Source organism: Aeromonas sp. BIGb0445 (assembly GCF_024809075.1).
Lineage (GTDB): Bacteria > Pseudomonadota > Gammaproteobacteria > Enterobacterales > Aeromonadaceae > Aeromonas > Aeromonas rivuli.
In genome coordinates this window covers 31,938-53,350 of the sequence record NZ_JANUES010000017.1, presented here as the reverse complement: position 1 = coordinate 53,350, position 21,413 = coordinate 31,938, and the positions used below count along the sequence as shown (strand labels likewise).

The 21,413-nt window shown below is 61.6% G+C and carries 5 protein-coding genes, 3 tRNA genes and 1 pseudogene; 6 read left to right on the top strand and 3 right to left on the bottom strand.

Features of this window, described 5'->3' with window-relative positions:
• The first annotated feature begins 31 nt into the window (after positions 1-31).
• Positions 32-15,118 carry an Ig-like domain-containing protein gene (locus M2367_RS19505; protein WP_259238020.1) on the top strand — a complete coding sequence of 5,029 codons (15,087 nt, stop codon included), beginning with the start codon at positions 32-34 and terminating at the stop codon, positions 15,116-15,118.
• A 205-nt stretch (positions 15,119-15,323) separates the two neighbouring features.
• Here the strand turns inward: M2367_RS19505 and M2367_RS19500 are convergent, their stop codons facing one another.
• The 3 genes from M2367_RS19500 to M2367_RS19490 all read right to left on the bottom strand — a co-directional run bounded on the left by M2367_RS19500 (position 15,324) and on the right by M2367_RS19490 (position 18,688).
• Entirely contained in the window at positions 15,324-15,533 is a 210-nt protein-coding gene (locus M2367_RS19500) for a cold-shock protein (protein ID WP_005317918.1), read from the bottom strand.
• Between the two features lie 286 nt (positions 15,534-15,819).
• Positions 15,820-16,485, bottom strand: a complete 666-nt coding sequence (locus M2367_RS19495) for a LysM-like peptidoglycan-binding domain-containing protein (protein WP_224432127.1) — start codon at positions 16,483-16,485, stop codon at positions 15,820-15,822.
• A 100-nt stretch (positions 16,486-16,585) separates the two neighbouring features.
• Entirely contained in the window at positions 16,586-18,688 is a 2,103-nt protein-coding gene (locus tag M2367_RS19490) for a methyl-accepting chemotaxis protein (protein WP_259238010.1), read from the bottom strand.
• A gap of 447 nt (positions 18,689-19,135) precedes the next feature.
• Here M2367_RS19490 and gltX point away from each other — a divergent pair, with 447 nt between their 5' ends.
• The 5 genes and pseudogenes from gltX (at position 19,136) to M2367_RS19460 (ending at position 21,402) form a co-directional block, all read left to right on the top strand.
• The gene (gene gltX / locus M2367_RS19485; protein WP_259238008.1) at positions 19,136-20,551 is read left to right on the top strand and encodes a glutamate--tRNA ligase; all 1,416 of its coding nucleotides are present in this window, start codon (positions 19,136-19,138) and stop codon (positions 20,549-20,551) included.
• Between the two features lie 42 nt (positions 20,552-20,593).
• Positions 20,594-20,698: pseudogene (locus tag M2367_RS19480) on the top strand (glutamyl-tRNA synthetase); the annotation flags it as partial.
• 384 nt (positions 20,699-21,082) lie between these two features.
• Positions 21,083-21,158, top strand: a tRNA-Ala gene (locus M2367_RS19470).
• A gap of 28 nt (positions 21,159-21,186) precedes the next feature.
• Positions 21,187-21,262, top strand: a tRNA-Ala gene (locus tag M2367_RS19465).
• Between the two features lie 64 nt (positions 21,263-21,326).
• Positions 21,327-21,402: transfer RNA gene (locus M2367_RS19460), tRNA-Ala, on the top strand.
• Positions 21,403-21,413: the final 11 nt, after the last annotated feature.

Here is a 21,413-nt window from a genome sequence, read left to right as displayed (position 1 = left end):
CGTCATCGGGAATTACTCATCAGGAGAGAGCATGAGCGCCAATACCATCACCTTGGAACAGGACATAGTCGTGACCCATTTGACCCAACCGGTATACCTGGTCGGTGAGGATGGCAGCCTGCGTCAGTTGGCCGAAGGGGATGCCGTCGCCAAAGGCGCACAGTTGCTCTCGCCTGAGGGAGGCACCCTTGGCGCCGGTACATTGCAGATCTCGCTGCCAGTGACCGACCTCCATCCTGATGAGCTGGATCCCGCAGGTGACGGTGTACTGTTGGCCCTCAACCAGGGAGAGGGTGAACCCTCGGCCACGGGGGCTGTCAGCGATGACATTGCAGCCTTGCAGGCTGCCATTCTTGACGGCGTGGATCCGACCAAGGCATTCGAAGCGTCAGCAGCGGGGGGCGCCCCGGCGGCGGGTGGCGGTGTGGCGGGAGGAAGCGGCAACGGGGGCTTTATTGTGGTTGATCGCAGCGCCGATTCGACCCTGGCTCAGGGTGGTTTCGATACGGACGAACCAGCCAGCGCCATTGTGCGGCGAGAGGATCTTCCTGCCGCAGCAGATGAACTGCTGCTGGATGCGACAGCACCGCAGATCTCGGTCTCGGCTCCCGACAATATCAAGGACGCTACCCCGACCCTCACCGGCATCACGGATGCCGCCCCCGGCAGCACAGTGACCCTGGTGGTGACCGATGCCAATGGCAATCAGCAGATCCTGATCGCCACGGTCAATCCGGATGGCAGTTTCAGTGTGGATGTGGTGACGCCCCTGGCTGATGGCGATTACAGGGTGACGGCTTCCGTGACCGATCCTGCCGGCAACACCGGCACTGCCGCCGACGATGGCAGCGTGGACAGCACGGCGCCTTCCGTCACTGTGACTGCGCCGGATAACACCAACGACAGCACTCCGACCATCACTGGGACCACCAATGCCGCCCCTGGCAGCACAGTGACCCTGGTGGTGACCGATGCCAATGGCAACCAACAGACCCTGACGGCCACAGTTCAGCCGGATGGGACTTACAGCTCGAATGTGGTCACCCCTCTGCCGGATGGCGGCTATGAGGTGACTGCCAGCGTGACCGATCCCGCCGGCAACACCGGCACTGCCGCCGATGATGGCAGCGTGGACACCACCGCCAACATCACGGTGAGCCTGGATGACGTGAACGGCGACAATGTGGGCAACGCGCCCATCACTGGCACCTCCGATGTCGGCCCGGGTCGCACCGTGACCCTGGTGATCACTGATGCCAACGGTGACAAGGTGACTGTCACAGCCGTCATCGATGGCAATGGCAACTACAGCACCACCGCGGATCTGAGCGGGCTGGCGGATGGCAATCTGACCGTCGTGGCCAGTGCCACAGATGCGGCGGGCAACCGTGCTGACGCCCGTGATGACACCACCTCGCTCGACACCACGGCGCCGGATGCTCGTATCACCCTGGATGCCGACATCACGCCGGATGACATCATCAACGCGGCGGAAGCGAACCAGAACATCGCGATCACCGGCACCGTGGGTGGTGACGTCAGGGTGGGCGACACCGTCACCCTGACGGTGAACGGCAAGACGTTTACCGGCCTGGTGCTGGCTGACAAGACCTTCAACATCAAGGTGCCGGGTGCAGATCTGGTGGCGGATGGCGACAAGCTGATCGATGCCAGCGTGACCACCACAGATGCGGCGGGCAACAGCACCACAGCGACCGACAGCGAAGGCTACAGCGTGGACACCCAGGGCCCGAGCGTGCTGGTCGACATCGTCGACACCCAGCTGACCGTGGGCGAGACCAGTGACGTCACCTTCACCTTCAGCGAGCAGGTGACCGGGTTCGATCCGAGTGACCTGACCGTGCTCGGCGGCACCGTCAGCAACCTCATCAGCAGTGACGGCGGCAAGACGTGGAGCGGGACCTTCACCCCGGATGCCAACTTTGAAGGCACCGCCTCCGTCACCGTCAAGCCGGAGAGTTACACCGATCTGGCCGGCAACCAGGGAAGCGGCGGCAGCGACAGCGCGGCCATCGACACCCAGGCTACTGGCGCGCCGACGGTAGTCATCACCGAGGATGCCAACAACGACGGCACCATCGACCGCACCGAAATCAGCGGCAAGGTAGACGTTAACGTCGGCCTGCCGACCGATGCCAAGGCGGGCGACACCCTCAAGGTGAGCGGCCAGGCCGACCGGGTGCTGAGCGATGCCGACATCAGCGCAGGCAAGGTGGGCTACGAGTTTGACCGTCCGGCGGACGGGGTGAAGCTCACCGTGACCGCCACCATCGTCGACGCGGCGGGCAACGTATCCCTGCCGGGTAGCGACAGTGCCACCATGGGCGACACCACCGCCACTGGCGCGCCGAGCGTGGTTATCACCGAAGATGCCAACAACGACGGCACCATCAGCAACAGCGAGATAAATGGGGCAATCAACGTCGAGGTGGGTCTGCCAGCGGATGCCAAGGCGGGTGACACCCTCAAGGTGAGCGGCCAGGCCGACCGGGTGCTGAGCGATACCGACATCACGGCGGGCAAGGTGGGCTACGAGTTTGACCGTCCGGCCGACGGCGTGAAACTGACCGTCACCGCCACCATTGTGGATGGGGCGGGTAACGTTTCGGCCGAAGGTAAAGACAGCGCAGTCATGGGTGACACCACCGCCACTGGCGCGCCAACCGTAGTCATCACCGAGGATACCAACAACGACGGCACCATCGACCGCACCGAAATCAGCGGCAAAGTGAATGTCGAAGTGGGCCTTCCGGCGGAAGCCAAGGCCGGCGACACCCTCAAGGTGAGCGGCCAGGCCGACCGGGTGCTGAGCGATACCGACATCAGCGCTGGCAAGGTTGCTTACGAGTTTGACCGTCCGGCGGACGGCGTGAAGCTGACTGTTACCGCCAGCATCGTCGATGCCGCCGGTAACGTCTCGGCAGAAGGCAGCGACAGTGCGGTGATGGGTGACACCACCGCGACCGGTGCGCCGACCGTGGTCATCACCGAGGATGCCAACAACGACGGCACCATCGACCGCACCGAAATCAGCGGCAAAGTGAATGTCGAGGTCGGCCTGCCGGCGGAAGCCAAGGCGGGGGACACCCTCAAGGTGAGCGGCCAGGCCGACCGGGTGCTGAGCGGTGCCGACATCACGGCGGGCAAGGTGGCTTACGAGTTTGACCGTCCGGCGGACGGCGTGAAGCTGATTGTCACCGCCAGCATCGTCGATGCCGCCGGTAACGTCTCGGCTGAAAGCAAAGACAGCGCCACCATGGGTGACACCACCGCCACTGGCGCGCCGACCGTGGTCATCACCGAAGATGCCAACAACGACGGCATCATCAGCAACAGCGAGATAAATGGTGCAATCAACGTCGAGGTGGGTCTGCCGGCGGAAGCCAAGGCGGGCGACACCCTCAAGGTGAGCGGCCAGGCCGACCGGGTGCTGAGCGATGCCGACATCAGCGCCGGCAAGGTGGCTTACGAGTTTGACCGTCCGGCCGACGGCGTGAAACTGACCGTCACCGCCACCATTGTGGATGGGGCGGGCAATGAATCCCTGCCGGGTAGCGACAACGCGACCATGGGCGACACCACCGCGACCGGTGCGCCGACCGTGACCATCACCGAAGATGCCAACAACGACGGCACCATCAGCAACACCGAGATCCGCGGCCCCGTAAACGTCGAGGTGGGTCTGCCGGCCGAGGCCAAGGCTGGCGACACCCTCAAGGTGAGCGGCCAGGCAGACCGGGTGCTGAGCGATGCCGACATCACGGCGGGCAAGGTGGGCTACGAGTTTGACCGTCCGGCGGACGGAGCCGGTCTGACCGTCACCGCGACCATCGTCGATGCCGCCGGTAACGTTTCGGCTGAAGGTAAAGACAGCGCGGTGATGGGCGACACCACCGCGACCGGTGCGCCGACCGTGACCATCACCGAAGATGCCAACAACGACGGCACCATCGACCGCACCGAGATTAGCGGCAAGGTAGACGTCAACGTCGGCCTGCCGACCGATGCCAAGGCCGGCGACACCCTCAAGGTGAGCGGCCAGGCAGACCGGGTGCTGAGCGATGCCGACATCAGTGCCGGCAAGGTGGCTTACGAGTTTGACCGTCCGGCGGACGGAGCCGGTCTGACCGTCACCGCGACCATCGTCGATGCCGCCGGTAACGTTTCGGCTGAAGGTAAAGACAGCGCGGTGATGGGCGACACCACCGCGACCGGTGCGCCGACCGTGACCATCACCGAAGATGCCAACAACGACGGCACCATCGACCGCACCGAGATTAGCGGCAAGGTAGACGTTAACGTCAGCCTGCCGACCGATGCCAAGGCGGGCGACACCCTCAAGGTGAGCGGCCAGGCTGACCGGGTGCTGAGCGATACCGACATCAGCGCCGGCAAGGTGGGCTACGAGTTTGACCGTCCGGCTGATGGCCAGAAGATCACCGTCACCGCCAGCATCGTCGATGCCGCCGGTAACGTCTCGGCAGAAGGCAGCGACAGTGCCACCATGGGCGACACCACCGCCACCGGTGCGCCGACCGTGGTCATCACCGAGGATGCCAACAACGACGGCACCATCAGCAACAGCGAGATAAATGGTGCAATCAACGTCGAGGTGGGTCTGCCGGCGGAAGCCAAGGCGGGCGACACTCTCAAGGTGAGCGGCCAGGCTGACCGTGTGCTGAGCGATGCCGACATCACGGCCGGCAAGGTGGCTTACGAGTTTGACCGTCCGGCGGACGGCGTGACGCTGACTGTCACCGCCAGCATCGTCGATGCCGCCGGTAACGTCTCGGCAGAAGGCAGCGACAGTGCGGTGATGGGTGACACCACCGCGACCGGTGCGCCGACCGTGGTCATCACCGAGGATGCCAACAACGACGGCACCATCAGCAACAGCGAGATTAGCGGCAAGGTAGACGTTAACGTCGGCCTGCCGACCGATGCCAAGGCGGGCGACACCCTCAAGGTGAGCGGCCAGGCCGACCGGGTGCTGACCGATACCGACATCACGGCGGGCAAGGTGGCTTACGAGTTTGACCGTCCGGCCGACGGCGTGAAACTGACTGTCACCGCGACCCTGGTGGATGGGGCGGGCAACGTCTCGGCTGAAGGCAGCGACAGCGCGGTGATGGGCGACACCACCGCGACCGGTGCGCCGACGGTAGTCATTACCGAGGACATCGATAACGACGGCACCATCGACCGCACCGAAATCAGCGGCAAGGTAGACGTTAACGTCGGCCTGCCAGCGGAAGCCAAGGCCGGGGACACCCTCAAGGTGAGCGGCCAGGCCGACCGGGTGCTGACCGATACCGACATCACGGCGGGCAAGGTGGCTTACGAGTTTGACCGTCCGGCCGACGGCGTGACGCTGACTGTTACCGCCACCCTGGTGGATGGGGCGGGCAACGTATCCCTGCCGGGCAGCGACAGCGCGGTGATGGGTGACACCACCGCCACCGGTGCGCCGACCGTGACCATCACCGAAGACACAGATAACGACGGCACCATCAGCAACACCGAGATTAGCGGCAAGGTAGACGTCAACGTCAGCCTGCCGACCGATGCCAAGGCCGGTGACACCCTCAAGGTGAGCGGCCAGGCAGACCGGGTGCTGAGCGATGCCGACATCAGCGCCGGCAAGGTGGCTTACGAGTTTGACCGTCCGGCCGACGGCGTGAAACTGACTGTCACCGCGACCCTGGTGGATGGGGCGGGCAACGTCTCGGCTGAAGGCAGCGACAGCGCGGTGATGGGCGACACCACCGCGACCGGTGCGCCGACGGTAGTCATTACTGAGGACATCGATAACGACGGCACCATCGACCGCACCGAAATCAGCGGCAAGGTAGACGTTAACGTCGGCCTGCCGACCGATGCCAAGGGCGGTGACACCCTCAAGGTGAGCGGCCAGGCAGACCGGGTGCTGAGCGATGCCGACATCACGGCGGGCAAGGTGGCTTACGAGTTTGACCGTCCGGCTGATGGCCAGAAGATTACCATCACCGCCACCCTCGTGGATGCCGCCGGTAACGTCTCGGCAGAAGGCAAAGACAGCGCGGTGATGGGTGACACCACCGCGACCGGTGCGCCGACCGTGGTCATCACCGAGGATGCCAACAACGACGGCACTATCGACCGCACCGAAATCAACGGCAAAGTGAATGTCGAAGTGGGCCTGCCGGCCGAGGCCAAGGCTGGCGACACCCTCAAGGTGAGCGGCCAGGCCGACCGGGTGCTGAGCGATGCCGATGTCACGGCGGGCAAGGTGGGCTACGAGTTTGACCGTCCGGCTGATGGCGTGAAACTGACCGTCACTGCCACCATCGTCGATGCCGCCGGTAACGTCTCGGCAGAAGGCAGCGACAGCGCCACCATGGGCGACACCACCGGCACCGGCGCGCCGACGGTAGTCATTACCGAAGATACCGACAACGACGGCACCATCGACCGCACCGAAATCAGCGGCAAGGTAGACGTTAACGTCGGCCTGCCGACCGATGCCAAGGCTGGCGACACCCTCAAGGTGAGCGGCCAGGCAGACCGGGTGCTGACCGATGCCGACATCACGGCGGGCAAGGTGGCTTACGAGTTTGACCGCCCGGCCGATGGCGTGACGCTGACCGTCACCGCCAGCATCGTCGACGGTGCGGGCAACGAATCCCTGCCAGGCAGCGACAGTGCCACCATGGGTGACACCACCGCCACCGGTGCGCCGACCGTGGTCATCACCGAAGATGCCAACAACGACGGCACCATCAGCAACAGCGAGATAAATGGTGCAATCAACGTCGAGGTGGGCCTGCCGGCCGAGGCCAAGGCGGGTGACACCCTCAAGGTGAGCGGCCAGGCAGACCGGGTGCTGACCGATGCCGACATCACGGCGGGCAAGGTGGCTTACGAGTTTGACCGCCCGGCAGACGGCGTGAAGCTGATTGTCACCGCCAGCATCGTCGATGCCGCCGGTAACGTCTCGGCTGAAGGCAGCGACAGCGCGGTGATGGGCGACACCACCGCCACCGGTGCGCCGACCGTGGTCATCACCGAAGATGCCGACAACGACGGCACCATCGACCGCACCGAAATCAACGGCAAAGTGAATGTCGAAGTGGGCCTGCCGACCGATGCCAAGGCCGGGGACACCCTCAAGGTGAGCGGCCAGGCTGACCGGGTGCTGAGCGATGCCGACATCAGCGCCGGCAAGGTGGCTTACGAGTTTGACCGCCCGGCTGATGGTCAGAAGATCACCGTCACCGCCACCATTGTGGATGGGGCGGGTAACGTCTCGGCTGAAGGCAAAGACAGTGCCACCATGGGTGACACCACCGCGACCGGTGCGCCGACCGTGGTCATCACCGAAGATACCAACAACGACGGCACCATCGACCGCACCGAAATCAGCGGCAAGGTAGACGTTAACGTCGGCCTGCCGACCGATGCCAAGGCGGGCGACACCCTCAAGGTGAGCGGCCAGGCTGACCGTGTGCTGAGCGATGCCGACATCACTGCCGGCAAGGTGGCTTACGAGTTTGACCGTCCGGCCGATGGCGTGAAGCTGACTGTCACCGCCAGCATCGTCGATGCCGCCGGTAACGTCTCGGCAGAAGGCAGCGACAGTGCGGTGATGGGTGACACCACCGCGACCGGTGCGCCGACCGTGGTCATCACCGAAGATGCCAACAACGACGGCACCATCAGCAACAGCGAGATAAATGGTGCAATCAACGTCGAGGTGGGCCTGCCGGCGGAAGCCAAGGCGGGTGACACCCTCAAGGTGAGCGGCCAGGTTGACCGGGTGCTGAGCGATGCCGATATCAGCGCAGGCAAGGTGGCTTACGAGTTTGACCGCCCGGCTGATGGTCAGAAGATCACCGTCACCGCCACCCTCGTGGATGGGGCGGGCAACGTCTCGGCAGAAGGCAGCGACAGCGCGGTGATGGGTGACACCACCGCCACCGGTGCGCCGACCGTGGTCATCACCGAAGATACCAACAACGACGGCATCATCAGCAACAGCGAGATAAATGGTGCAATCAACGTCGAGGTGGGTCTGCCGGCGGAAGCCAAGGCCGGCGACACCCTCAAGGTGAGTGGCCAGGTCGACCGGGTGCTGAGCGATGCCGACATCACGGCGGGCAAGGTGGCTTACGAGTTTGACCGCCCGGCGGACGGGGTGAAGCTGACCGTCACTGCCACCATCGTCGATGCCGCCGGTAACGTCTCGGCTGAAGGCCGCGACAGTGCCACCATGGGTGACACCACCGCCACCGGTGCGCCGACCGTGGTCATCACCGAAGATGCCAACAACGACGGCACCATCAGCAACAGCGAGATAAATGGTGCAGTCAACGTCGAGGTGAGTCTGCCAGCGGAAGCCAAGGCCGGCGACACCCTCAAGGTGAGCGGCCAGGCTGACCGGGTGCTGAGCGATGCCGACATCACGGCGGGCAAGGTGGCTTACGAGTTTGACCGCCCGGCCGATGGCGTGACGCTGACCGTCACCGCCACCATCGTCGATGCCGCCGGTAACGTCTCGGCTGAAGGCAAAGACAGTGCCACCATGGGTGACACCACCGCCACCGGCGCGCCGACCGTGGTCATCACCGAAGATGCCGACAACGACGGCACCATCGACCGCACCGAAATCAACGGCAAAGTGAATGTCGAAGTGGGCCTGCCGACCGATGCCAAGGCCGGGGACACCCTCAAGGTGAGCGGCCAGGCTGACCGGGTGCTGAGCGATGCCGACATCAGCGCCGGCAAGGTGGCTTACGAGTTTGACCGCCCGGCCGACGGCCAGAAGATCACCGTCACCGCCACCATTGTGGATGGGGCGGGTAACGTCTCGGCTGAAGGCAGCGACAGCGCAGTCATGGGTGACACCACCGCCACTGGCGCGCCGACCGTAGTCATCACCGAGGATGCCAACAATGACGGCATCATTAGCAACAGCGAGATTAGCGGCAAGGTAGACGTTAACGTCGGCCTGCCAGCGGAAGCCAAGGCCGGGGACACCCTCAAGGTGAGCGGCCAGGCCGACCGGGTGCTGAGCGATGCCGACATCAGCGCCGGCAAGGTGGCTTACGAGTTTGACCGTCCGGCCGACGGCGTGAAACTGACCGTCACCGCCACCATTGTGGATGGGGCGGGCAATGAATCCCTGCCAGGCAGCGACAGTGCCACCATGGGCGACACCACCGCCACCGGTGCGCCGACCGTGGTCATCACCGAAGATGCCAACAACGACGGCATCATCAGCAACAGCGAGATAAATGGTGCAATCAACGTCGATGTGAGTCTGCCGGCGGAAGCCAAGGCCGGCGACACCCTCAAGGTGAGCGGCCAGGCCGATCGGGTGCTGACCGATACCGACATCAGCGCAGGCAAGGTGGGCTACGAGTTTGACCGTCCGGCTGATGGCGCCGGTCTGACCGTCACCGCCACCCTCGTCGATGCCGCCGGCAACGTTTCGGCAGAAGGCAGCGACAGCGCGGTGATGGGCGACACCACCGCCACCGGTGCGCCGACCGTGGTCATCACCGAAGATGCCAACAACGACGGCACCATCAGCAACACCGAGATTAGCGGCAAGGTAGACGTTAACGTCAGCCTGCCGACCGATGCCAAGGCGGGCGACACCCTCAAGGTGAGCGGCCAGGCCGACCGGGTGCTGAGCGATGCCGACATCACGGCGGGCAAGGTGGCTTACGAGTTTGACCGCCCGGCGGACGGGGTGAAGCTGACCGTCACCGCCACCATTGTGGATGGGGCGGGCAACGAATCCCTGCCGGGCAGCGACAGTGCCACCATGGGTGACACCACCGCCACTGGCGCGCCGACCGTGGTCATCACCGAAGACACAGATAACGACGGCATCATCAGCAACAGCGAGATAAATGGTGCAATCAACGTCGAGGTGGGTCTGCCGGCGGAAGCCAAGGCCGGCGACACCCTCAAGGTGAGCGGCCAGGCCGATCGGGTGCTGAGCGCTGCCGACATCACGGCCGGCAAGGTGGGCTACGAGTTTGACCGTCCGGCGGACGGGGTGAAGCTGACTGTTACCGCCAGCATCGTCGATGCCGCCGGTAACGTCTCGGCTGAAGGCAAAGACAGTGCCACCATGGGTGACACCACCGCGACCGGTGCGCCGACGGTAGTCATTACCGAGGACATCGATAACGACGGCACCATCGACCGCACCGAAATCAACGGCAAGGTAGACGTTAACGTCGGCCTGCCGGCGGAAGCCAAGGCCGGCGACACCCTCAAGGTGAGCGGCCAGGCAGACCGGGTGCTGACCGATGTCGACATCAGCGCAGGCAAGGTGGGCTACGAGTTTGACCGTCCGGCGGACGGGGTGAAGCTGACCGTCACCGCAACCCTCGTCGATGCCGCCGGCAACGTTTCGGCTGAAGGCAGCGACAGCGCGGTGATGGGCGACACCACCGCGACCGGCGCGCCGACCGTGGTCATCACCGAAGATGCCAACAACGACGGCACCATCGACCGCACCGAAATCAGCGGCAAGGTAGACGTGAACGTCGGCCTGCCGACCGATGCCAAGGCGGGCGACACCCTCAAGGTGAGCGGCCAGGCTGACCGGGTGCTGAGCGATGCCGACATCACGGCGGGCAAGGTGGGCTACGAGTTTGACCGCCCGGCTGATGGTCAGAAGATCACCGTCACCGCCACCATTGTGGATGGGGCGGGTAACGTCTCGGCTGAAGGCAAAGACAGTGCCACCATGGGTGACACCACCGCCACTGGCGCGCCGACCGTGGTCATCACCGAAGATGTCAACAACGACGGCACCATCGACCGCACCGAGATTAGCGGCAAGGTAGACGTCAACGTCGGCCTGCCAGCGGATGCCAAGGCGGGTGACACCCTCAAGGTGAGCGGCCAGGCCGACCGGGTATTGACCGATACCGACATCACGGCGGGCAAGGTGGCTTACGAGTTTGACCGCCCGGCGGACGGCGTGACGCTGACCGTCACCGCCACCATTGTGGATGGGGCGGGTAACGTTTCGGCTGAAGGTAAAGACAGCGCAGTCATGGGCGACACCACCGCCACCGGCGCGCCAACCGTAGTCATCACCGAAGATGTCAACAACGACGGCACCATCGACCGCACCGAAATCAGCGGCAAGGTAGACGTCAACGTCGGCCTGCCAGCGGATGCCAAGGCGGGTGACACCCTCAAGGTGAGCGGCCAGGCCGACCGGGTGCTGAGCGATGCCGACATCACGGCGGGCAAGGTGGCTTACGAGTTTGACCGTCCGGCGGACGGGGTGAAGCTCACCGTGACCGCCACCATCGTCGACGGGGCGGGCAACGAATCCCTGCCGGGTAGCGACAGCGCGACCATGGGCGATACCACCGCCACTGGCGCGCCGACGGTAGTCATCGTGGATGACGTGAACAACGACCAGAAGCTGACCAAGACCGAGATCGGCAACGATCAGATCCAGGTGCGTGCCGGGGTCAGCCATGCCGATCTGGTCGCGGGCGGCAAGGTGACGCTGATCATCAACAATGGTGTCGCCAGCAGTACGGTTGAACTGACGTTGAAAGCTGATGGCACGCTGCAATCGAACAATGGCAAGAGCTATGGCTATCAGAACGGCGTTATCAGCTGGACTGAAGCGACGCCAGGCAATGGAACATCGTTGACGGTGACCGCGACCCAGACCGACCAGGCGGGCAACACCTCCCTGCCGGGCAGCGATACTGCACTGGTATTGGCCGTTCCCGTCACTTCCGGCGGCTACGCCAGTGGCGCCGAAGACACCCCGCTTTCCCTGAAGTGGAGCGATTTCAAGGCCAGCGATGCCGATACACCAGATGCTCAGCTGTCGATCAAAATCACTTCACTGCCAGCCGATGGCTTGCTCCAGTACAAGGATGCTGAGGGTAAATGGCAGACAGTGACACAGGCTCTGGTGAATAGCGGGCTGACATTCAGCAAGGGGGATATTGATGCAGGCAAGCTGCAGTTCTTGCCTGACCTTCATGAGTCGAGCTCGGCTGCGGGCAACAATGGCGGCACTCCGGGCAACAAGCTTGGCGATTATGCCGCCTTTGATTACCAGGTCAGCGATGGCGTCAATGCCAGTGACAATGCCAAGTTCGTTATTGATATCAAGCCAGTGGTAGATGGCGTGACCCTCAAGGTTGAGCTGGTGAGTGGCGGTTTGACTCCGGGTGCGGCGAAGGTGGAAGAGATCCTAGACTCCTTGCAAGGCAAAAATCCATCATCGAACCCGACCGGAGGGAATGATTATCTGGTGTCCAGCAATGGCAGCTGGGTAGATGGCGGGGCTGGCAACGACACGATCAAGTTCGGTAGCGGTACAAGCTTCCAGGCGATCGGTGGGGCTGGCAACGACACCCTGATCGGTGGGGCCAGCGTCAATGAGGTCCTGATTGGCGGTGACGGAGATGACATTCTGATAGGTGGCAAGAATGCAACGTCCTCGGTCAAGCTGCAGGGGGATGGGGGCAACGATACGCTTATCTCTCAAAGTCTGAAGGCAACCACTTCCTATTACGGTGGTGACGGCCAGGACGTTGCCTACATGCCCGGCTCGATGAAGGCGCTGAAACTGGTCACGACCGGTTTGCCCAACAGCTGCGACTACCGGCTTGTCTATACGGACCCTGTCACTGGGGCTGTGACCAACCATGACTTCTACAGTGTCGAAACCCTCTATCTGCAAGATGGCAAGTACGAGTTTGAGGGTGGCCAACTGAGCAAGGTTGCCGACCTTGCAACCCTGAAGATTGATGCTGACTTGATAGACACAGACGGTAGCGAGCGCTTTACCGAGCTGACCATCAAGGGACTGCCGCAGGGGGCTGAGGTCTCCGGCGGTACTCTGCAGGCTGACGGCAGTTGGAAGGTGCCAGCCAGCATGCTGGATCAGGATGGCAAATTGTCGCTGCAGATTGAACTGCCGGTCGGTAGCCAGAATATCAAGGTTACCGTTGTGTCGGGCTCGCAAGAGTACGACATGAATGGTCAACCTATCTCGGGTGAAGTGAAATTTACCGAGGCAGACGCCGGCTTCATGATCAAACCGGCCAATCCGAATGGTGACAACACCCTTGATGGCGGCGGTGGTGATGATGTGCTGTTGGGCGATATAGGTGGCATCAAGACGTCGGTCGAGCCTGGCAAGAATTACAATGTCGCCTTGATCGTGGATACCTCAGGCAGTATGAAATATGGCCTGAATGGGAATCAGGATCCCAGCTCAGGTCAGGATCGGATGACATTGACGATCAATGCACTGAAAGTGTTGGCCAACCAGCTGGCCAGCCACGATGGCGTGGTCAACGTGACGCTGATCGGTTTCGCCGGGTCGGCCAGCAATATGTTGAAGATCGAAGATCTCAACTCGGCAAACCTGCAGACGCTGATCAACAAGATCACGGCCTTGTCTGCTGATGGTGGCACCAACTACGAGGATGCCTTCATCAAGGCGACCGAGTGGTTCAATACCAAGCCGGGGAGCGGGACAGACCTGAAATTCGAAAACCTGACCTACTTCCTGACCGACGGTGATCCCACGACGTACAACGGTGACAAATCATCGTCCGGTGGTACCACGAATGATGCCGACATGCAGAAGGCCATCGATGTCTTTACGTCTCTGTCGGGATTGAGCGAGGTCAAGGCGATTGGCATAGGTACCGGTGTGACGGAGGGTAACCTGAAGTATTTCGACAATACCCAGGTGACCGGTGCGAGCAGTCAATATGGCCAGTCGCAAATACTGAATGACTTCTCGAGTAATAGTGGTGTGTGGAGAGCGAGCAGTTGGGGTAAAGCTGGCGATAGCTCCGGCACCGTTGTGAGAGACAACGACAAGATTGAGTTAACTGATAAAGCCTCTTCCGGTGCGTCGATCTTTACCAGTGCAACACTGGCGGTGGCGGCGGGTAATGGCATCCGCTTTGATTTGTCTACAGATAGCGATTTTTCTTCCGGTGACAGTTTCTCGGTGCAATTACAGCGCTGGAATGGCTCGAGCTGGGTCAATGTCGGTAGTGCTTTAAATACGACCGGAATGATAGACAGTGGTCCTTTAGTCGCTGCCGATTATCGCTATGTCTTTACATTGAATGATATAGATGACGGTTGGAGTTGGAGTCGGGGTTGGGATAACACGTCGGCCACGCTGGTGATAGATAACCTCGCCAAGGTGACGGACTATCCGCCGATCGGTCAACCCGACATTATCACCAAGGCCGAGGATCTCCAGGCCGTGCTTGTGGGTGGCTCGGTGACGAATACTCCCGCAGAGGTTGGTTCGGATACGGTCAAGGGCGGTGCAGGCAGCGACATCCTGTTTGGCGATGCCATTAACACCGATTATCTGCCCTGGGGCGCGGCGGGCAATCCGGCCAAGCCGACGGACTGGGTCAATGGCAAGGGACTGGATGGCTTGACCCAGTTCCTGACCTTGAAGAACGGCTATGCCCCCAGCACCGTAGAGCTGTACGAATATATCAAGGGCAATGCCAAGTCATTTGATGTCGCAGGTGATACTCGTGGCGGGCACGACAAGCTGTATGGTGGCCTGGGAGACGACATCCTCTTCGGCCAGGGAGGTAACGACGAACTCTCCGGTGACGCTGGCAACGATGCCCTCTATGGCGGTACCGGCAACGACACCCTGAGCGGCGGCTTGGGTAATGACATCCTGACTGGGGGCCTCGGCAACGACATCCTGAAGGGGGATGCGGGATCCGATGCCTTCACCTGGCTGAAGGGGGATACGGTCGCAGGCTCGGTCGCCAAGGACTATGTGCTCGACTTCTCCAAGTCCGAAGGGGACAAGCTGGATCTGAGCGATCTGCTCGACAGCGATGGCAGCAAGAACCAGAACTCCCTGAAGGGGTTGCTTTCCGTCTTCCAGGACAACGAAGGGGTGCACCTGCAGGTGAAGGAGAGCAGCGCGGCGCCGGTGACTCAGGAGATAGTGCTGATGAATCACAGCTTCGATACCCTGACGGGCAATGCGGGCGCGACCTCGACCCAGGTGATCGATTTCATGTTGAACAACCATATGCTGGAGATCGATAAATAAGGCTGTGCTGGACCCGCAAGTATCAAGACGGTGGCTCAGGCCACCGTTTTTCATGGTGCCAAGCAGGAAGAGAGAGCGAGCAGCAGTGACTTGAGCCTTGCATGGCAAGGAACAGCATCAGGTAGAAGAGGGGAGTCGGAAGGCAATATAGGAAGGCAATAGAAGCAAAATAGGAGGAGAGATCTCCTCCTAGCAAGGCGGCTGCTTAGAGAAGGGTAACGTTCTCAGCCTGCGGACCTTTCTGACCCTGAGTCACGGTGAACTGAACCTTCTGGCCTTCGGCCAGGGTCTTGAAACCAGTGCTCTGGATGGAGGAGAAGTGAACGAAAACGTCCGGGCCCTGGGATTGCTCGATGAAGCCGAAACCCTTGGTCTCGTTGAACCATTTGACTTGGCCGGTGCGAATGTCAGACATGTGTAAGTCCTATCTATAACAAAATGAAACTAACGCCTGGTACAGGCAGGGTTTGCCTAGAAGACAGGGGGAGGGCATGACTGACCTGTTTAACCGTCTCAGTCGTGCTCAACAGTCCCTGTTTAAAGCAAAAACGATTGTACGTGAGCGCGGATCCTTGTCAATTTTCGAGGATTCATTTTTTGAGCAAGGTAAAACTATTGGTCAATCAAGCCGTTGTCGGCAGGGATTGAGCATGAAAAAGGAGGCATCAAGCCTCCTTTTTCTGTTCGGCGCCTTGAATACCTTACTCCTTGAGCGCAAAACCCTCACCCTGGCGATCGTAACGATAGAGTACCTGGAAGTCGTCCCGGATTTCGACACGCTGGATCCGTTGATCGTCTCCGACCAGGATGTTGAGTGACTTGCCGGTTTGCATCCGGGTCAGCGGTCTGTCCGGCCCCTCAATGGCAATGAGGCGGCTCAACTCGACCCCGGGTAACTGAAACTGGCGGAACAGGGAGAACAGGGTTTCGCCCGCTGCCACCTTGTGCCGCAGCCACTTGCCATTGACCGGTTCGGGTTCGACGGCAACCTTTGCCTGATTTTGCGGCTGTCGCAGCGCGTTCTGGGCTTGGACCGGGATGGCGACGGGCACGCTGAGCACGCCGGAGGGGGCTGCTTGCGGCGCGCTGGGCGCAGGTTCCCAGGCCAGCAGGATCAACCAGACTGGCACCAGGATCAGCAGTGCGATGCAGTGCTTGCGGGGCAGAGGGGTTTGCCACTTGCGGCCCTGATCCGTCTTGGGCCGGCTGGCATCCCGGTTTCTCAGCTGCCCCAGAGTCTGGCCAAGTTGCTGGCGCAGGGGCAGGCTGGCGGCGTTGATACGTTCAAGCAGGGATCCTTGAGACTCGTCTTTATGACGCTGTGCTCGTCTGTTATGGCCACGGGGGCGACGATCCGGGGTGGGCACGGCAGTTACCTCTCACTACAATTGCCTGCCATCAGGCAAATCAGGCGCCTATGGTAAACGGACTCGTCCCCGAGGGGGAGAGCCCGTGACAGGAAAATTATCAGCGCAGTCGGAATTGTCCCAGTAATTGCTGTAATCGTTCCGCCGCCTGACGCAGCGCCTGGCTGGCGTTGGCGGTCTCGGCTGCATCCTGGGCGATGTCATTTGCCAGGACGTTGGTCTGGGCCAGATTGCCAGAGACCGTCTCGGAGACAGAGCTTTGCTCCTCGGCGGCGGAGGCTATCTGGTAGGTCATGTCATTGATGGTGGCGATGGCCTGATAGATGCTGCCAAGGGCGGCCTCTGCCAGATCCGCCTCTGTCACGGCCTGTTGCGTCAATTGCTGGCTGAGACTGATGGCACAGACGGCATTGGTCGAGCTGTGACGTATCTTCTCGAGCAGCTCCTGAGTGTTCTGTACCGCCTGCTGAGTATTGCGGGCCAGCTGGCGCACCTCATCGGCCACCACGGCAAAGCCACGGCCCTGATCCCCGGCCCGGGCCGCTTCGATGGCGGCATTGAGTGCCAGCAAGTTGGTCTGATCGGCAATATTCTGAATGACGGTGAGAATGCTGGTGATCTGCTCGCTGTCCCGGGCCAGCCCTTCGACCACCTCGGCCCCCCGGCCAGCCTCCGTCGCGACCTTGTGCATCGACTGGATCACCTGCTGGAAGCGTACCTTGCCCTCATCGGCCGCGCTCTGGGCCTGCTTGGCGGAGTCGGCGGTGTTGTTGGCATGGGTCGCTACCTCCTGACTGACATAGGACATCTCTTGCACCGCGGTCAGCATCTGCTCCATCTCCGCCTGATGAGATTGCAGGTTGCGATCCGTCTGACCCGCGATGCGATCGGTATCACCGGCGTGACGGTTCACCTCGCTGGCGGTACAGAGTACATCGCCGAGCAACCCCTGTAGCTTGTCGATGAAGCGGTTGATGCCTTTGGCCAGATCCCCCAGTTCGTCGACTGAGTGAGCCTGGAGTCGCTTGGTCAAGTCTCCTTCGCCATCGGCGATGTCATCCACCAAGCTGACCATCTGCCGGATAGGACCCGTGATGCTGCGCGCAATAAACAGCATGGCGGCCAGGGCCAAGCCCAGCACCAGCAGGGCGCCTATCAGCTGCTGGCTCATGGCGGCACGGTTCAGGTCGTTGAGCTGAGCTTCGAGCTGATCGGCACGGGCCAGCACCACCTGATAGGGCAGGGTGACGATGATGGCCCAGTTGCGGTGCATGCCAGGTACCTGAATGGGCACAGAGATCCGAAATGCCTCGTTGAGTTCCTGGCGCTGCACCTCTGGCTTGAGGTATTGACGCCACTCCTGACCGAGTAGTTGTGCGGCCGGGCCACCGAGCAGGGCCGCATCGCCACTGGTGCCGGTGATCACCCCGGCGGCACTGACGATCAATGTCTCACCCTTGCCGTCATAGATGTTGCTGTTGAGGTGCCTGGCCTGCTGATTGATGGAGTCTACCGTCAGATCCAGCGCCGCTATCCCCTTGAACTGACCCTTGACCATGATGGGGCTGGTGATGGTGCTCACCAACACCTGCTGACCGTTGATGTCGACCTTGAAAGGGTCGATGAGGCAGGCCTGGCCTTGCTGTTTCGGGCAGGCATAGTAGTCGTTGGCCGGGTTGCCGAAGCTGTCTGTGTCGCTTTTCTCGATGGAGAGCAGCAGATCCGAGCCTATCTTGGTGCCATCACGATAGAAGTAGGGCACGAAGCGGCCTTGGGGGTCACTGCCCAGTTCAGTCTGACCGGCGAAGAGGGCATCATCGCCAGCAAAGCCATTGGGCTCGAAACCGGCGAAGGCACCATAGAGCTGTGGCTCGAGGGCGAGCTGGGCCTTGAGCAGATCATTGACCTGTGGACGGCTGAGGCTGAGCAGCCCCTCCTGTTGCAGGGTCAGTACACTGGCCATCTGCTGGGTATAAGAGAGCCCCTTTTGCAGCAGTTGTGTGATGGCGGCCGCCTCGGCGCGGGCCTCGGCACTGACTTTCTGCCATGCCTCTTCTTGCAGGGCTTCACGGCTGGAACTGACGGTCAGTTGCTGAGTCTGGCGGCCCGAATATTGGGTCTGCAAGATGAGGATCACCAGTGCGAGGGTCATGGCGATCCCGGCCATCACCAGTATGCGGTGTGAAATAGAACGAAACTGCATCATGCGTTCCTTGTTGTAGGGTGAAGTTGGCTGAAATATCGGCGGATTAGCTGAAAGCTCCAGCTTTTGTTAGCAGTAGAGCCGAAAATAGCGAGATGTTTTGCGATCCTCCTCATGTCCGGGGAGAAAGGGATTCATGCTTGCCCTGCACCCTGCACCCTGCACCCTGCACCCTGCACCCTGCACCCTGCACCCTGCACCCTGCACCCTGCACCCTGCGCAGGCCCAGATTTCCCCATTGGGAGCGCTGAGCGTTACCGTCCTGTTGTTCGGCCCCGTTGCTGGGGTTTAGGTTCGATTCTCCCAGGGGAGAGCCTGTTGCATATCCGGGTTGCTCATCTTGAAGGGGGTGATCAATGTCCAGTTTTCCCATCCGGGGGCGGGAGTGCTAAAATGCGGCGGTTTTTCTAACGCATTGGCCCAAGGCCCTCTACACAAGGCTTAAAGATGAAAGTCAAAACCCGTTTTGCGCCCAGCCCGACCGGTTTCCTGCATGTCGGCGGTGCCCGTACCGCGCTCTACTCCTGGCTCTATGCGAAAAGCCAGGGCGGTGAGTTCGTGTTGCGTATCGAGGATACCGATCTGGAACGTTCCACCCAGGAGGCGATCGACGCCATCATCGAGGGCATGGAATGGCTGGAGCTGAACTGGGATGAGGGTCCCTATTATCAGACCAAGCGTTTCGATCGCTACAACGCCCTGATCGACGAGATGCTGGCCGACAGCCGCGCCTACAAGTGCTTCTGCTCGCGGGAGCGGTTGGACGCGCTGCGTGAAGGCCAGATGGCCAGCGGCGAGAAGCCGCGCTATGACGGAAAGTGCCGGGATGCCGCTCACGATCACCCGGCCGATGCGCCCCACGTCATTCGCTTCCGCAACCCGACCGAAGGCTCCGTGGTGTTCGATGATCACGTGCGTGGCCGCATCGAGTTCGCCAACAGCGAGCTGGACGATCTCATCATTCGCCGTACCGACGGCGCGCCCACCTATAACTTCTGCGTGGTGGTCGATGACTGGGACATGGAGATCACCCACGTGGTGCGTGGCGAAGACCACATCAACAACACCCCGCGCCAGATCAACATCTATAAGGCGCTGAACGCGCCCGTGCCGGAGTTTGCCCACGTCTCCATGATCCTGGGCGACGACGGTGCCAAGCTCTCCAAGCGCCACGGCGCCGTGTCCGTGATGCAGTACCGCGACGACGGCTACCTGCCGGAAGCCCTGCTGAACTACCTGGTGCGTCTGGGCTGGTCCCACGGCGATCAGGAGATCTTCACCCTGGACGAGATGATCAAGCTGTTCAGCCTGGATGCCATCTCCAAGTCGGCATCCGCCTTCAACACCGACAAGCTGTTGTGGCTCAACAACCACTACATGCGCAGCCTGGATCCGGCCTATGTCGCCAAGCATCTGGCATGGCACATGGCGGAGCAGAACATTGATACCAGCAAGGGGCCGACCTTGCCTGAGGTGGTGACCCTGCTGGCCGAGCGCTGCAACACCCTGGTGGAGATGGCCGCCCAGAGCCGTTATCTGTTCGAAGAGTACGAAGCGCTGGACGAAGCCGCCGCCAAGAAGCACCTGCGCGGCGTCGCGGCCGAGCCGCTGACCCTGGCCAGGGCCAAGCTGGCGACCCTGGATAGCTGGACCACGGAGGCGCTGCACGAGCTGATTGAAGCCACTGCCGCCGAGCTGGGCCAGGGCATGGGCAAGGTCGGCATGCCGCTGCGCGTCGCCGTCACCGGTCTGGGTCAATCTCCGGGTATCGACGCCGTGATGGCCTTGGTCGGCAAGGAGCGGGTACTTGCCCGCATCGACCTCGCCCTGGCCTACATCGCAGCGCGGATGGCCGCCGAGTAAGCTTGCCGTCGGACATTGCCGTCACCGGTCTGGGATAATCTCTCCCCGGGTATCGACGCCTTGATGGCCTTGGTCGGCAAGGAGCGGGTGCTGGCTCGTATCGACCGCGCCCTGGCCTATATCGAAGCGCGGATGGCCGCCGAGTAAGCTTGCCGTCGGACATTGCCGTCACCGGTCTGGGCCAATCTCCCCTGGCATCGCCGACACCGTGATGGCGTTAGTGGGCAAGGAGCGGGTGCTGGCTCGCATCGACCTCGCCCTGGCCTACATCGCAGCGCGGATGGCCGCCGAGTAAGTCGATTCATTGCCATAGAAAGGGCTCCCGTTCGGGGGCCCTTGTTGTTTGTACCCAAGAGTGATTTGTGACCAAAAACAGCAAGATAGCGACAGGGTTGCCGGTAAAAACAGCTAACTGCCTGAATTTTGACTAAACGCATCGACGAGGGGTATTTTTGGGTTGACAGCAAAGCGGTCGATGCCTATCATGCGCCTCCGTTGCCGGAGATAACTTTGGTAGCGCCGAGGTGAGTTGGGGTTATAGCTCAGCTGGGAGAGCGCTTGCATGGCATGCAAGAGGTCCGCGGTTCGATCCCGCGTAGCTCCACCAAATTCTCCTCGAACAATCTGGAATCTAAGGGGTTATAGCTCAGCTGGGAGAGCGCTTGCATGGCATGCAAGAGGTCCGCGGTTCGATCCCGCGTAGCTCCACCAGATTCTTGATTGAAGATGAAGTGCCCAGGGCAGTGCGGTGTGTATCACCCAGGCCGACCTTTGTGGGGTTATAGCTCAGCTGGGAGAGCGCTTGCATGGCATGCAAGAGGTCCGCGGTTCGATCCCGCGTAGCTCCACCACTATTTAGCAG